Source organism: Sphingomonas sp. AC411 (assembly GCF_979253035.1).
Window position 1 is genome coordinate 2,836,630 of sequence record NZ_CEEDAQ010000001.1, and the last position, 13,121, is coordinate 2,849,750.

Annotated in this window: 8 protein-coding genes and 4 pseudogenes; 2 read left to right on the forward strand and 10 right to left on the reverse strand. The window is 65.0% G+C overall.

Annotated elements, in window-relative coordinates; genetic code table 11:
- Positions 1-106: 106 nt before the first annotated feature.
- The 6 genes and pseudogenes from AC0IX7_RS14525 to AC0IX7_RS14550 form a co-directional block, all read right to left on the reverse strand.
- Positions 107-891 (reverse strand): annotated as a pseudogene (locus tag AC0IX7_RS14525) (enoyl-CoA hydratase-related protein).
- Positions 892-901: 10 nt separating this feature from the next.
- Positions 902-1,327, reverse strand: coding sequence for a methylmalonyl-CoA epimerase (mce, locus tag AC0IX7_RS14530; RefSeq protein WP_332741837.1), 426 nt, complete (start codon positions 1,325-1,327; stop codon positions 902-904).
- Complete coding sequence (locus tag AC0IX7_RS14535) at positions 1,324-1,836, reverse strand: hypothetical protein (RefSeq protein WP_471812541.1); 513 nt, start codon at positions 1,834-1,836, stop codon at positions 1,324-1,326. Before AC0IX7_RS14535 ends, mce begins: the two co-directional genes overlap by 4 nt.
- Positions 1,833-2,051, reverse strand: coding sequence for a hypothetical protein (locus AC0IX7_RS14540; RefSeq protein ID WP_471812542.1), 219 nt, complete (start codon positions 2,049-2,051; stop codon positions 1,833-1,835). The genes AC0IX7_RS14535 and AC0IX7_RS14540 overlap by 4 nt, the downstream gene beginning before the upstream one ends.
- A complete protein-coding gene (locus AC0IX7_RS14545) occupies positions 2,048-2,335 on the reverse strand; it encodes a hypothetical protein (RefSeq protein WP_471812544.1) in 288 nt (95 codons plus the stop codon). The genes AC0IX7_RS14540 and AC0IX7_RS14545 overlap by 4 nt, the downstream gene beginning before the upstream one ends.
- 57 nt (positions 2,336-2,392) lie before the next feature.
- Positions 2,393-3,919, reverse strand: a complete 1,527-nt coding sequence (locus tag AC0IX7_RS14550) for an acyl-CoA carboxylase subunit beta (protein WP_471812546.1) — start codon at positions 3,917-3,919, stop codon at positions 2,393-2,395.
- A 100-nt stretch (positions 3,920-4,019) separates the two neighbouring features.
- Here AC0IX7_RS14550 and AC0IX7_RS14555 point away from each other — a divergent pair.
- Positions 4,020-5,403 (forward strand): annotated as a pseudogene (locus AC0IX7_RS14555) (helix-turn-helix domain-containing protein); the annotation flags it as partial.
- Between the two features lie 126 nt (positions 5,404-5,529).
- On the opposite strand, the gene AC0IX7_RS14560 reads toward AC0IX7_RS14555, so the two are convergent.
- Entirely contained in the window at positions 5,530-5,931 is a 402-nt protein-coding gene (locus AC0IX7_RS14560) for an acyl-CoA thioesterase (RefSeq protein WP_471813888.1), read from the reverse strand.
- Between the two features lie 180 nt (positions 5,932-6,111).
- Between AC0IX7_RS14560 and clpB the strand changes: the two are divergent.
- Positions 6,112-8,690: pseudogene (gene clpB, locus AC0IX7_RS14565) on the forward strand (ATP-dependent chaperone ClpB).
- A 79-nt stretch (positions 8,691-8,769) separates the two neighbouring features.
- On the opposite strand, the pseudogene AC0IX7_RS14570 reads toward clpB, so the two are convergent.
- From AC0IX7_RS14570 to AC0IX7_RS14580, 3 genes and pseudogenes are all read right to left on the reverse strand, one after another.
- Positions 8,770-11,837 (reverse strand): annotated as a pseudogene (locus AC0IX7_RS14570) (TonB-dependent receptor domain-containing protein).
- Positions 11,838-12,065: 228 nt separating this feature from the next.
- The gene (locus AC0IX7_RS14575; protein WP_471813889.1) at positions 12,066-12,902 is read right to left on the reverse strand and encodes a M23 family metallopeptidase; all 837 of its coding nucleotides are present in this window, start codon (positions 12,900-12,902) and stop codon (positions 12,066-12,068) included.
- A gap of 14 nt (positions 12,903-12,916) precedes the next feature.
- Positions 12,917-13,117, reverse strand: a complete 201-nt coding sequence (locus AC0IX7_RS14580) for a DUF2093 domain-containing protein (RefSeq protein WP_132897415.1) — start codon at positions 13,115-13,117, stop codon at positions 12,917-12,919.
- Positions 13,118-13,121 lie beyond the last annotated feature (4 nt).

Genomic DNA, 13,121 nt, shown 5'->3' on the forward strand with positions numbered 1-13,121 from the left:
GAAGGCCGGGGCCCAGCCCCTCAAATAAGTCGCGCGCAGGAGCGCGTTCGATGCTGCGCATCGAGCCTGGGCCCGGCCTTCGCCGGGGAACGAGAAGAGCGGCGGGTCATCGCCCCGTGAACACCGGCTTGCGCTTTTCGAGGAAAGCACGACCGCCCTCCATCGAGTCCGCAGACCCGCGCGCGTCCCGCTGGTTCGCCGCCTCGGCCTGCATCGCGGTTGCGTAGTCCGTCTCGTACGCAGCAGTGATCGCCCGGCGCATCAACCCGAGCGCGACCGTCGGCATCGCCGCCAGCCGCTCGGCTAGCGCGAACGCCTCCGCATCTAGTGCGTCGTCCGCAACGACCTTGTGCACCATCCCCAGTCGAGCGCCTTCGCCGCTGGCACCCGCTCGCCGAGCATCATCATCTCCGACGCGCGCGCGCGGCCGATCAGGCGGGGCAGCATCCACGACGCGCCGCCGTCCGGCACCAGCCCGATATTCACGAACGCCTGGAGGAAATACGCGGTCTCGCTCGCGACGCAGAAATCGGCGGCGAGCGCGAGGCTGCAGCCGATCCCCGCCGCCGGTCCACGCACGGCGCTCACCACCGGCACCGACAGATCGGCGATCGCCGCCATCGTCGGATTATAGCTGTTCGTCAGCGCCGCGAACGTCGCCTCGCCCGGATTGTCCGAGCCGAGCGCCCCGCCGCCGACATCCGCCCCAGAGCAGAACGCACGCCCCGCGCCCGCAATCAGCACCGCCCGCGCCCCGTCCAGATCGCCTAGCGCCGCGCGCAATTCCTCGAACATTGCCGGCGGCGCGGCGTTCAGCCGGTCGGGCCGGTTGAGCGTCAGCACCAGCACGTCGCCGCGCCGTTCGCTCAGGATATGCTCGTACGCGGCCATCAGATCTCTCCTAGTGCGCGCCGGTATCGCCCGGCGTCTCCATCAACTCGACCAGCATGCCGCCAAAGTCCTTCGGGTGCACGAACACGATCGGCGTGCCATGCGCGCCGATCCGCGGCTCGCCCAGCACGGTCGCGCCCTTCGCCTTCAGGTCGGCGACCGCCGCGTGGATATCCGCCACCTCGAAGCAGACGTGATGCTGCCCGCCCGCCGGGTTCTTGCGCAGGAAGCCAGCGATCGGCGAAGTCTCGTCATACGGCTCAATCAGTTCGATCTGCGTGTTCGGCGCGTCGATGAAGCACACCTTCACGCCCTGCGCGGGCAGGTCGAACGGCTCGCCGATCGCAGTCGCGCCGAGCAGCAGGCGATACGTCTCGACCGACTTCGCGATCGATGGCGTCGCGACCCCGACATGGTTGAGGCGACCCAGGCTCATGGCGCGTCCTTCGGCGGCGGCGGCGGCGGCGTGGGAACGACACCGAGCGTGTACCCGCACACACCGAGCACCTGCCGGACCATCGCATCGCTGGTCGGCGCGACGAAGTTGGCCTGGACCGCGAAGTTAGCGCCATTGGTGGTTTCCACGCGCACCGTCTTCGACTTCACCAGGAAACTGGTCAGCTTGGTGATCGCCGCAGGATCGGCTGTGTACGTACCAGTCCCCGGAAACTGCCAGTTATAGGTGAACGCCGGCCCGCCATCGAAGCGCACCGCGACCGGCTTGTCCGCGCCAGATCCGAGCGGCTGCGGCTGAATGAACTGGATTGACACGATCGGCTCGGACGCGACGTCGCACTTCACGACGAACCGCGACAGCCCGTCATTGCCGGTGACCGAGGCGGAGATGCTGCGCACCCCCGCCGGGCTGGTGCGGTCGACAACCTTCCATGCAGGTGCGGCCGTGCCCGTCGCGGCCACGGCTTGGAGGAGCAGAAACGCGATCATTCCTCGATCCTCCGCTGCTGCCGGCCGGCCGCCATCGCAGCGCCTTCGATCATGCCTTCCAGTCGTGAAACCCGGTCCCGCACATTGGCCAGCGCATCGGTGAGCCCCTCCACGTCCGCGCCGATCGCGGTGATACGCATATCAAGTTGATCCATCCGTGATTGCATCAAGATGACTTGACGGATCGCGCCGACAGCATCGCCGAACACGCTCACCGACGGATTCCTGCTTCACGCAGAAAGGCATCAACCTTGCGATGCGTGCGATCCAGCGTGTCGATCATGTTGTCCAATGAAGCATGCATCTTGGGGATCGCCTCGTTGACCTGCTGCACGAGCACGGCGAGTTCTTCTTCCTCTTCCGGCGTTGGCTTGCCGATATACTGGCTCGACGCCTCGCGCAAAACATGCCCGACCGACTGGCCGTTGCTGCTCGCAAACGCGTCCAGCGCTGCCTTGTGGTCGGGGGTAGTCAGAAACGTCACGCGTTCGGTCTGCATGTCACGACTCCTTCGCATGACATGATAATGTGCTTATCATAACCGAACAAGCATGACTCACAACGGGATGTTGTCATGCTTCTTCCACGGATTCTCCAGCGCCTTGCCGCGGAGTTTCCGTAGGCCGAGCGCGATCCGGCGGCGGGTCGAGTGGGGCTGGATCACTTCGTCGATGAAGCCCTTCGACGCGGCGACGAACGGGTTGGCGAAGCGCGCCTCGTACTCCGCGGTGCGTTCCGCGATCTCCTCGGGCGTCTTGCCGCGGAAGATGATCTCGACGGCGCCCTTCGCGCCCATCACCGCGATCTCGGCGGTCGGCCATGCGTAGTTCAGGTCGCCGCGCAGGTGCTTCGAGGCCATCACGTCGTAGGCGCCGCCATACGCCTTCCGCGTGATGACGGTGATTTTCGGGACTGTCGCTTCGGCATAGGCGAACAGGAGTTTAGCGCCGTGCTTGATGATGCCGTTATGCTCCTGCACGGTGCCAGGCAGGAAGCCGGGGACGTCGACGAAGGTCACGATCGGGATCTCGAACGCATCACAGAAGCGCACGAACCGCGCCGCCTTCTTCGAGCTGTTGATGTCGAGCACGCCCGCGAGCACCATCGGCTGGTTCGCGACGAAGCCGACCGTGCGGCCCTCGATCCGGCCGAAGCCGGTGATGATGTTGGCCGCATGCGCCGGCTGCGTCTCGAAGAAATCGCCTTCGTCGACGGTCTTCCGGATCAGCTCGTGCATGTCGTAGGGCTGGTTCGCCGACGCCGGGATCAGCGTGTCGAGGCTCTCCTCGATCCGGTCCCATTCGTCCGCTGTCGGGCGCTCGGGCACGCCGTCACGGTTAGACGCGGGCAGGAAATCGAAGAAATCGCGCGCGGCCAACAAGGCCTCGATGTCGTTCTCGAAGGCGTTGTCGGCGACCGACGTCTTGGTCGTGTGAGTCACCGCGCCGCCGAGCGCCTCCTGCGTCACGACCTCGTTGGTCACCGTCTTGACCACGTCGGGGCCGGTGACGAACATGTAGCTCGAATCCTTCACCATGAAGATGAAGTCGGTCATCGCGGGGCTGTAGACCGCACCGCCGGCGCAGGGCCCCATGATCAGCGAAAGCTGCGGCACGACGCCGGACGCAAGCGCGTTGCGCTGGAACACCTCGGCATAGCCGCCGAGCGAGGCGACGCCCTCCTGGATGCGCGCGCCGCCGCTGTCGTTGAGGCCGATGATCGGCGCGCCGACCTTCATCGCGCTGTCCATCACCTTGCAGATCTTCTGCGCGTGACGCTCGCTCAAGGACCCGCCGAACACGGTGAAGTCCTGGCTGAAGACGAAGACGAGGCGGCCGTTGATCGTGCCCGATCCGGTGACCACGCCGTCGCCGGGGATAACCTGGTCCTGCATGCCGAAATCGACGCAGTTGTGCTCGACGTACATGTCGAGCTCCTCGAACGATCCCTCGTCCAGCAGCACGTCAAGGCGCTCCCTCGCGGTGAGCTTTCCCTTGGCGTGCTGCGCTCCGATCCGCTTGAGGCCTCCGCCGACTCTTGCGGCTTCGCGGCGGCGTTCAAGCTCTTCGATCGTCGATGACATCGTCTCTCCGTCCTGCTGATTGCCTTCACAGAGCGGGATGCGATGCGCAAATGCAATGTTGCAAAGTTGTACGGAGCATGTTTGCAAACTAGGTGGAGGCATGACCCTTCCTGCACGTCGCCTCTTCGTCGGACACCGCCTGCGCGACCTGCGCCGCGTTCTCGGGATCAGTCAGGCGGCGATGGCGGCGCGGATCGGGCTGTCGGTGAGCTACCTCTCGCAGATCGAGAATGGCGATCGGCCAGTGACCGAGGGCGTGCTGATCACGCTCGCGCGCGAGTTTCCGGCGGATTGGGGCAGCATCGACGCGGCGGATGACACCGCGCTGCTGATCGCGACGCTGGAGGCGGTGTCGGACACGAGTGTCGAGGCGCCCGCGCTCGACGAGACCGCGGTGCGGCGCGCGGTGAAGCACCAGCCGTTGTTGGCGCAGCGGCTGGTCGCGATGCACGATGCATACCGGCGTGCGCAGGAGCAGTTGCGCGCGCTCGACGACCGGCTGGTAGCCGGGTCGGGCGCGCCGGGCCTGCTGCCGTGGGAGGACGTGCGCGACTGGTTTCATGCGGCGGGCAATTATGTCGATGCGCTCGACCGGCGGGCGGAGGAGATTGGCGAGACGCTGGGGGCGGATCGGATCACGGCATTGGAGGCTCGGCTTGCGGCACGGGGCGTGTCCGTCGCAATCTCGGGAGCGCTTGCGGCCCCGCTACGCGATTATGACGGCGCGACCTTACGGCTCGATGGATCGCAGCCGGGAGAGACGACCTTGTTCTCGCTCGCGCACCAGGTCGCGCGGCACGAGTTCGGCGATGTCATTGGCGGCATCGTCGCGGCGTCAGAAATGGCATCGGAGACGGCGCGCGCGCTGCTGACGGCGGGGCTGACCAATTACGCGGCCGGGGCGATCGTCATGCCCTACACCCGCTTCCGCACCGAAGCGCGGAACGTGCGGCACGACATCGACCGGCTGCGGCGGATTTTCGGGACGAGTTTCGAGCAAACCTGTCACCGGCTCTCGACGTTGCAGCGCCCCGGCGCGCTCGGCATCCCGTTCCTCTTCTGCCGCGTCGACATGGCGGGGAATATCACCAAGCGCCACTCCGCCACGCGGTTGCAGTTCGCCCGGTTCGGCGGCGCGTGTCCGTTGTGGATCGTCCATGAGGCGGTGGCGATCCCCGACCGAATCCTGACGCAGCTGATCGAGACCACCGACGGCATCCGCTACGTCTCGATGGCGAAGGGGCTGGTGAAGCCGTCCGAGACGTACACGCGACCGGCGCGGCGCTATGCGGTGGCGCTCGGGTGCGAGGAGGCGAACGCGTCGGAGTTCATCTATGCGGATGCGCTGGGAACTGGAGGGATCGCGACGCCGATCGGGTCTTCGTGCCGCGTCTGTTTACGGACGGACTGGCGACCAACGGGCGTTTCCGCCGGCGGCAAGTGGGATACGAGTCGATCCGGACCGGCGCGGCGCTGTGCCGTACGAGGTGGTGGAATTTCCTCCCTGGAAGGGAGGGGTCGGGGTGGGTCGGTTTCCGCATTATCCAACCGGTGAGGCTCGAGCCGACCTACCCACCCCCAGCCCCTCCCTTCCAGGGAAGGGGGAAGGATCAGTCCTTCGGAAAGAAATGCTCGATCACGCTATTCGTCAGCCGCGAGGGCCGCAGCGTTTCCGCGTCCAGGCAGCACCAGCTCGACTTCACCTCGGCCAGCACGTCCTCGCCACGCTTGATGATCGTCTCGTAGAACGCACGCGCGCCCTGGACTTTCTCCAGCAACACCGTCGCGATCACGTCGTCGTTGAGGAACGCCGGTTTCCGGTACGTGATCTCGTGTTTCAACGCGACCCACAGGTGCCCGGCGACCGCCTCGGCCGGCGCGAGGCGCTGCCAATGGTCGATCACGGCGGCCTGCACCCACTTCAGATAGTTCGCATTGTTGACATGACCCATGAAGTCGATGTCGGCCGGCTCGATGCCGATGGCGTAGCTATGGGGAATGGCTGTTGTCACGCGTGACATATAGCATGCGAACCTGAACATAGCGATGACGGCGAGGCTTAGATACCGAGAATAAACGCTATTTCAGCCACGCGGCGCACGCCCTAGCATCCGATCAGCGCCGCCTCTTGTGTTGCTCAAATACAACACCATCTCTCGGCCAACACCGAATCAATCCCACAGGAATTCGTCATGAACATCGACAAATTCACCGACCGCGCGAAGGGCTTCCTGCAATCCGCGCAGACCGTCGCGATCCGCATGAACCATCAGCGGATCGCGCCCGAGCATCTTTGAAGGCGCTGCTGGAAGACGAGCAAGGCATGGCCGCCGGGCTGATCGCGGCCGCGGGTGGCGACGCCAAGCGCGCGACCTCTGAGACCGATCTCGCGCTCGCCAAGATCCCGGTCGTGTCGGGCTCGGGCGCGCAGACCACGCCGGGAATCGACAACGATGCCGTCCGGGTGCTCGACCAGGCCGAGCAGATCGCGACCAAAGCGGGCGACAGCTTCGTCACCGTCGAACGGCTGCTGGTCGCGCTCGCGCTGTCGCTCAACACAGCAGCGGGGAAGGCCTTGAAGGCCGGCGGCGTGACGCCGGAGGGGCTGAATACCGCGATCAACGGTCTACGCCAGGGCCGCACCGCCGACACCGCGGGCGCCGAGGATCGCTATGATGCGCTGAAAAAGTTCGCGCGCGATCTCACCCAGGCGGCACGCGACGGCAAGCTCGACCCCGTCATCGGCCGCGACGAGGAGATCCGCCGCACCATCCAGATCCTCGCACGCCGGACCAAGAACAACCCCGCGCTGATCGGCGAGCCCGGCGTCGGGAAAACGGCTATCGCGGAAGGGCTAGCCCTTCGCATCGCCAATGGCGACGTGCCCGATACGCTGAAGGACCGCCGGCTGATGTCGCTCGACCTCGGCTCGTTGATCGCCGGCGCGAAGTATCGCGGTGAGTTTGAGGAGCGACTGAAGGGCGTGCTCGACGAGGTGAAGGCCGCCGAGGGCGACATCATCCTGTTCATCGACGAGATGCACCAGCTGATCGGCGCGGGCAAATCCGAGGGCGCGATGGATGCGGGCAATCTGCTGAAACCCGCTTTGGCACGCGGCGAATTGCACTGCGTCGGCGCGACCACGCTCGATGAGTATCGCAAATATGTCGAGAAGGACCCCGCGTTGCAGCGGCGGTTCCAGCCGGTGATGGTCGGCGAACCGACTGTCGAGGACACGATCTCGATCCTGCGCGGATTGAAGGAGAAGTACGAGCTCCACCACGGCGTGCGGATCACCGACGGCGCGATCGTCGCCGCCTCGACGCTGTCGAACCGCTACATCACCGACCGCTTCCTCCCCGACAAGGCGATCGACCTGATGGACGAGGCTGCGTCGCGCATCCGTATGGAGGTGGAATCGAAGCCCGAGGCGATCGAGAATCTCGACCGTCGGATCATCCAGCTGAAGATCGAACGCGAGGCGCTGAAGCGCGAGACCGATGACGCGTCGGTCGACCGGCTCGACACGCTGGAGGGCGATCTCGTCAACCTGGAGGAGCAATCCGCCGAACTGACGACGCGCTGGAAGGGCGAGAAGGACAAGATCAACGCCGAGGCGCGGTTGAAGGAACAGCTCGACGCCGCGCGGCTCGAGCTGGAGCAGGCGCAGCGGTCGGGCGATCTCGCCAAGGCGGGCGAGCTTTCCTACGGCACGATCCTGGGGTTGCAGCGCCAGCTCGACGAGGCGGCGGGCGCGACCAAGGGTGCGATGCTGCGCGAGGAAGTGACCGCGGACGATATCGCCGGCGTGGTCAGCCGCTGGACCGGCATCCCGGTCGAGCGGATGCTGCAGGGCGAGCGTGACAAGCTGCTGGCCATGGAGGCGACGATCGGCAAGCGCGTGATCGGGCAGGCGCACGCGGTAAAGGCCGTGTCGACCGCAGTCCGCCGCGCGCGCGCGGGGTTGCAGGATCCGAACCGGCCTTTGGGCTCGTTCCTGTTCCTCGGGCCAACCGGCGTCGGCAAGACCGAGCTGACCAAGGCGTTGGCCGAATTCCTGTTCGACGACCCGAGCGCGATGGTCCGGATCGACATGAGCGAGTTCATGGAGAAGCACGCGGTCGCGCGGCTGATCGGCGCACCTCCGGGCTATGTCGGTTATGAGGAGGGCGGCGTGCTGACCGAGGCGGTGCGGAGGCGGCCGTACCAGGTGATCCTGTTCGACGAGGTCGAGAAGGCGCATGGCGACGTGTTCAACGTGCTGTTGCAGGTGCTCGACGACGGTCGGCTGACCGACGGCCAGGGGCGCACGGTGGATTTCAGCAACACGCTGATCATCCTGACGAGCAACCTCGGCAGCCAGTATCTGGCGAACATGGCGGAGGGCGACGACGTGTCGTCGGTCGAGCCGCAGGTGATGGAGATCGTCCGGTCGCATTTCCGGCCGGAGTTCCTCAACCGGCTCGACGAGGTAATCCTGTTCCACCGCCTCGGCCAGTCGCACATGGCGCCGATCGTCGATATCCAGGTGAGCCGCGTCGACAAGCTGCTGGCGGATCGCAAGATCGTGCTCGACCTGACGGATGCAGCGAGGGCGTGGCTGGGGCGCGTCGGCTATGATCCGGTGTACGGCGCGCGGCCGTTGAAGCGCGCGGTCCAGCGCTATCTGCAGGACCCGCTCGCCGACATGATCCTGCGCGGCGAGGTGAAGGACGGCTCGACGGTGCACATCGACGAGGGCGACGGGAAGCTGGTGCTTCAGGTCGCCTGAGCCAAGCTTCGCTAACCCGGCCAGGCAACAAGGGGCGGTTCCATACGGAACCGCCCCTTCTTGTTGCAGGTAACAAGGCTTAGAAGTTGAACTTCGCGCCTGCACGGAACTGACGACCGAAGATGCCGTCGCCGCCCTGGATCGCGTTGTACAGATACGCGCCGTAGGTGACGGTATCGACCGGCGGCAGCTTGTTGAACACGTTCAGCGCGTTGACGTAGAAGCTGAACTGGTCGGTGACCTTGAAGTTCACGTTTGCGTCGACCGTGATGTACTTCTTCACATGGCATTCGGTGTACACCTGTGCCTGGCCGCAATCCTTATATTCGTCGCCCTGATCGGTTGCCGAAAGATCGTAGCCCGACGTGTAGTTTACCGTGCTGCTGAGGGCGAAGTCGCCGAAGTCGAAGGTGTTGAGCCAGTTGCCCTTCCACTCGAACGTGCCCGAACCTGCCGTCAGGTTGAAGTTACCGAGCGTGCCCTCGTAGCGCTGCTTCACGCCATCGACCGTCGTGCTCAGCTCGAGGATGTAGCTGGCATTAAGGTTCGAGGTCCACTTGACCGGACCGAAGTCGTACGCGCCGTTGATGCCGAAATCGATGCCCGACGACTTGATCGTGTCCGCGTTGATCAGCTGCGAGCGGACGAAGGCGATCTTCGGACGTGCGTTCGGGTTGTTGACATCGACCGCATCGGCGATGATCTCGAATCCGGTCGGTATCGCCTGCCCGGCATAATAGGCGGCGATCGCCGGAGCGTTGTTGGCCGTCGTGATCGCACCGGTCTTCTTGATGTTGTAGTAATCGACCGTGAACGAAACATTGCGGACCGGATCGAACTTCAGACCGCCGGTGAAGCTGCGCGACTTTTCAGGCTTCAGGTTGGGCGATGCCAAGGTCGTCTGACCGATCGAGTAGCCCGTGATGTACGCTGGGCAGCCGTTCGGCGTCGCCTGCGAACAGCCCGCACCGTACTGGGCAAGGAACGAGTTCGGAATGGCGTTGACCGACTGGGTCACGTAACCGGTCGTCGGCAACGCGTTCGCCTCGCCAAAGCTCGGGATACGGAAGCCGCGCGAATAGGTACCACGCGCAGTGACCTGCTTGATCGGCGTAAAGATCGCACCGACCTTCGGCGAGAAGTTGCTCTGGCCGGTCGAGTAATGATCGTAGCGGCCCGAACCGTTGAGCGTCAGCACGCTCAGGATCGGTGCGTTGATTTCGGCGAACGCGGAGGTCACCGTGCGGTTACCCTTGGTACCGAACGCGTTCAGCTGAAAATAACGCTGGGTCGGACCATTGTAATCGTCGTTGGCACTGGGAGCGTCGACCGCTTCGTAGAAGATCGACCCGCCGACTGCGAGGCGCAGGTCACCGCCGGGCAGCGTGGCGAGCGACTTCTGCACCGTCAACTGTGCTTGGTAGAGATCCGAGGTCGTGTCGGTGATATTCTCCGGCGACAGATAGTCGCGCACCGCCTGGGTGTTGAGGCCCGGGTTGGCAAAATTGTAGCTACCGTCGGCAATGACGTCGAGCAGATGCTGGATGTACACATACCCGTTCGTCTTGAGACGAAGGTCGGTGTGCATCGCGGTCGCGTTGAAGTCATAGTCGACATCGTTGAGCACAGTGCCCTTCATGCCGAAGGCCGCACGATACACGCGGCTGCGCGTCGCGTTCGACGTGACCGTGTCGGGCAGCGCGCCGACGAGACGAGCAACCTGTCCTGTGCCGCGAACGGGTTGTTGACCGAGTTCAACGTGCCGTTCGTTGCATTGCAGTTCACACGGGCTGCGCAAACATAGACCGGCAGCGCAAGGATGGCGGACCCAGCAGCCAGTGCGGGCGTCTGGTTCTGCGCGGTCGAGAACTGCGGGAAGAGAATACCGGCCGGTGCGTTGTCGCGGATGCGCGCGGGGCGACCGGTATAGTTGCTCGACGACTGCTGGAAGTTGACCATCAGGTACGCTTCCGAATTGTCGCCGACCTTCGCCGTGAAGCGTGCCGAGCCGCCGAAGCGCTCGTTGTTCGGCGTCACCATGTCATACTTGTTGGTGTTGTCGACCTGGCAGACCGTGGTTGGCGCCGTCACGTTTGCAGCGGTGCCCAACTGAGCGGCCGTCGGGTTGTACGGCGTGCCGTTGAGACAGCCCGCAGCCGGGTTGAGCAACTGGTAGCGGCCGGTCGAGACGGTGTTCGCAGCGTTCGCGGGACGAACATAGAAGTTCCCCGTGCCGATGGCGAAGCCGTTCAGGGAGCCATCTGCCTGAAGACCGTTCGAGATGTTGTTCGGGCCGCACTGCTGCGTGCCGGTACGGTTGCTGCAGATACCGGTCAGGTTGTCCGAGTTGAACGGACCGGGCAGATCGCGCTGATACACGCCTTCGGTGCGGTAATAGAAACCGCTGATGTAGGCATTGTAGCCCTTCTCATCGAGATCGCCGGTGCCGGCAGTCAACGTCAGGCGCTGGTTGGCGTTGACGCCATCCTGCGAGATGCCGGCTTCGGCGCGGCCGGAGATGCCGGTGAACTTACGCTTGGTGATCACGTTGACCACGCCGGCAATCGCGTCGGCGCCGTAGCTCGACGAAGCGCCGTCGCGCAGCACGTCGATGCGCTCGACGATGTCGTCCGGGATGGTGTTCAGATCGACGAAGTTGCGCGAACCGTCATCCGACAGCGGGTAATAGGCGGCGCGCAGGCCGTCGAACAGCACGAGCGTCGAGTTGGTCGACAGGCCACGCAGCGACACCGACGATGCACCGGCCGCGAACGCGCCGTTCGCGGTGAACGAGTTGGTCAACGCCGGACCGTTGTTCGACGAAAGAGCCTGGATGCCCGCCTGGACCGTGTTGATGCCGCGTGCATCAAGGTTCTCGGTGGTAAGCGTGGTAACCGGCGAAATGCCCGTATCGGTACCGCGAATGATCGAACCGGTGACGACGATGTCCTGCCCGGTCTGATCGGTCTGGTCCGCAGGAGCGGCGGCCTGCGGGGCCGGTGCCTCGGCAACTGGGGTGGCGTCCTGCGCGAAGCCGGACGCAGTCGAGAGGACGAGTGCCAGCGGCGTCGCTGCGGCGAGCAGCAGCGCCCTGGACGTGAAACGAGACGTGGTAACCAATTGAAATCCCTTGCCCAGCGCAGCCATCGCCCTGACGATTGGCCGCGAAAACACCCCGGATACCGTTTGTTCGGCTTCCGCGGTTATGAATGGAGGATGAAGCTGCGCCTTGGACCTGTAAAGACACGTCCTGATGCAGAATGTCATTTGCGAATGCCTAGTGTCCAAAATGACACAAATGCTGCAGCACCGAATACGCGTTGCGACATTTTTGATCAGTTTGCCGGCCGCCTGTTACAAAACGAGGCAGCGCGCTTATCGCATGGGTCCGGTAACCAGCATCGGATCGAGCTTTGCGTCGTTCCAGCGTAGCGACCAATGGAGGTGCGGGCCCGTCGCGCGGCCGGTCATGCCGACGGCGCCGATCGGCTGGCCTTGGCGCACGTGGTCGCCGGGTTTCACGTCGATGCGGGACAAGTGCAGGAACGCGCTGTTGAGACCCATGCCGTGGTCGAGCATCAGGAGGTTGCCCTCCAGCGTGAAGGGGCGGTCGGCGGCGAGGATCACGACGCCGTCGGCGGGGGCGGCGACGATCGCGCCGGTCGGCTTGGCGATGTCGGTGCCCGAGTGATAGCTGCCGGGCTCGCCCTTGTAGACGCGTTGCGAACCGAACAGGCCGGATATGCGACCGGTGGCAGGCCAGGCGATGGACTGACGCCAGCCTTGCGCGTCGGTTCTGCGTGCGCGGGCGACGACGATCTGCGCGAGTTCGGGCGGGCGGAGTTTCGCGAACACCGGGTCGGGTGCGGGGAATTTCGGAAGCGTATTCAGGCGCTCGATCCGCCAGGCGCGCGGCGCGATCGTGAGACTTTGCGTAACACTGCGACCATCGGCGAGCGTCGCGGTCAGTGAGGCTTGCGGGCCGGCGTCGCGGTCGAAACCGGCGAGGAAGCGACCGTCCGGGGATAGCGCGATCGGCTTGCAGTCGAGCGCGACCGAGCGCGTACCGGCGGGAGCGGTGCCCAGGATCAGGCCACCCTGGCTGAGCGTGCCGGTCCAGCGGAAGGCGGATTGGCTTGCGGTAGTCGGCGGCGGCGGTTGCTGGGCGGTGGCGCTGGTCGCGGCCAGCAAAACGAGCACCGCCGCCCGCATCATCGCCACTTGGATCACCGGGGCGCCATCGCTTCGCTGGCGGCGGCAGCGGTGGAATACGCCTCCTGGCGGGCGACGCTCCAGTAACGCAGATCCTCCAGAGCGATGCGGTGGCCGGTGGCGGCGCAGGGGACGTGGTCGCCCGGGCTGAGCACGCGGAATCCGTTGGCCATATAATGCAGCCGCGCGGCGCGGTCGGAGTTGGACATCAGCATTGCG

What these genes read in the sequence shown, in the direction of transcription:
- mce (WP_332741837.1), bottom strand. Translation starts at nt 1,327, where the DNA reads ATGAGCCTGGGTCGCCTCAACCATGTCGGGGTCGCGACGCCATCGATC.
- AC0IX7_RS14535 (WP_471812541.1), bottom strand. Translation starts at nt 1,836, where the DNA reads ATGATCGCGTTTCTGCTCCTCCAAGCCGTGGCCGCGACGGGCACGGCC.
- AC0IX7_RS14545 (WP_471812544.1), bottom strand. Translation starts at nt 2,335, where the DNA reads ATGCAGACCGAACGCGTGACGTTTCTGACTACCCCCGACCACAAGGCA.
- AC0IX7_RS14550 (WP_471812546.1), bottom strand. Translation starts at nt 3,919, where the DNA reads ATGTCATCGACGATCGAAGAGCTTGAACGCCGCCGCGAAGCCGCAAGA.
- AC0IX7_RS14575 (WP_471813889.1), bottom strand. Translation starts at nt 12,902, where the DNA reads ATGCGGGCGGCGGTGCTCGTTTTGCTGGCCGCGACCAGCGCCACCGCC.
- AC0IX7_RS14580 (WP_132897415.1), bottom strand. Translation starts at nt 13,117, where the DNA reads ATGCTGATGTCCAACTCCGACCGCGCCGCGCGGCTGCATTATATGGCC.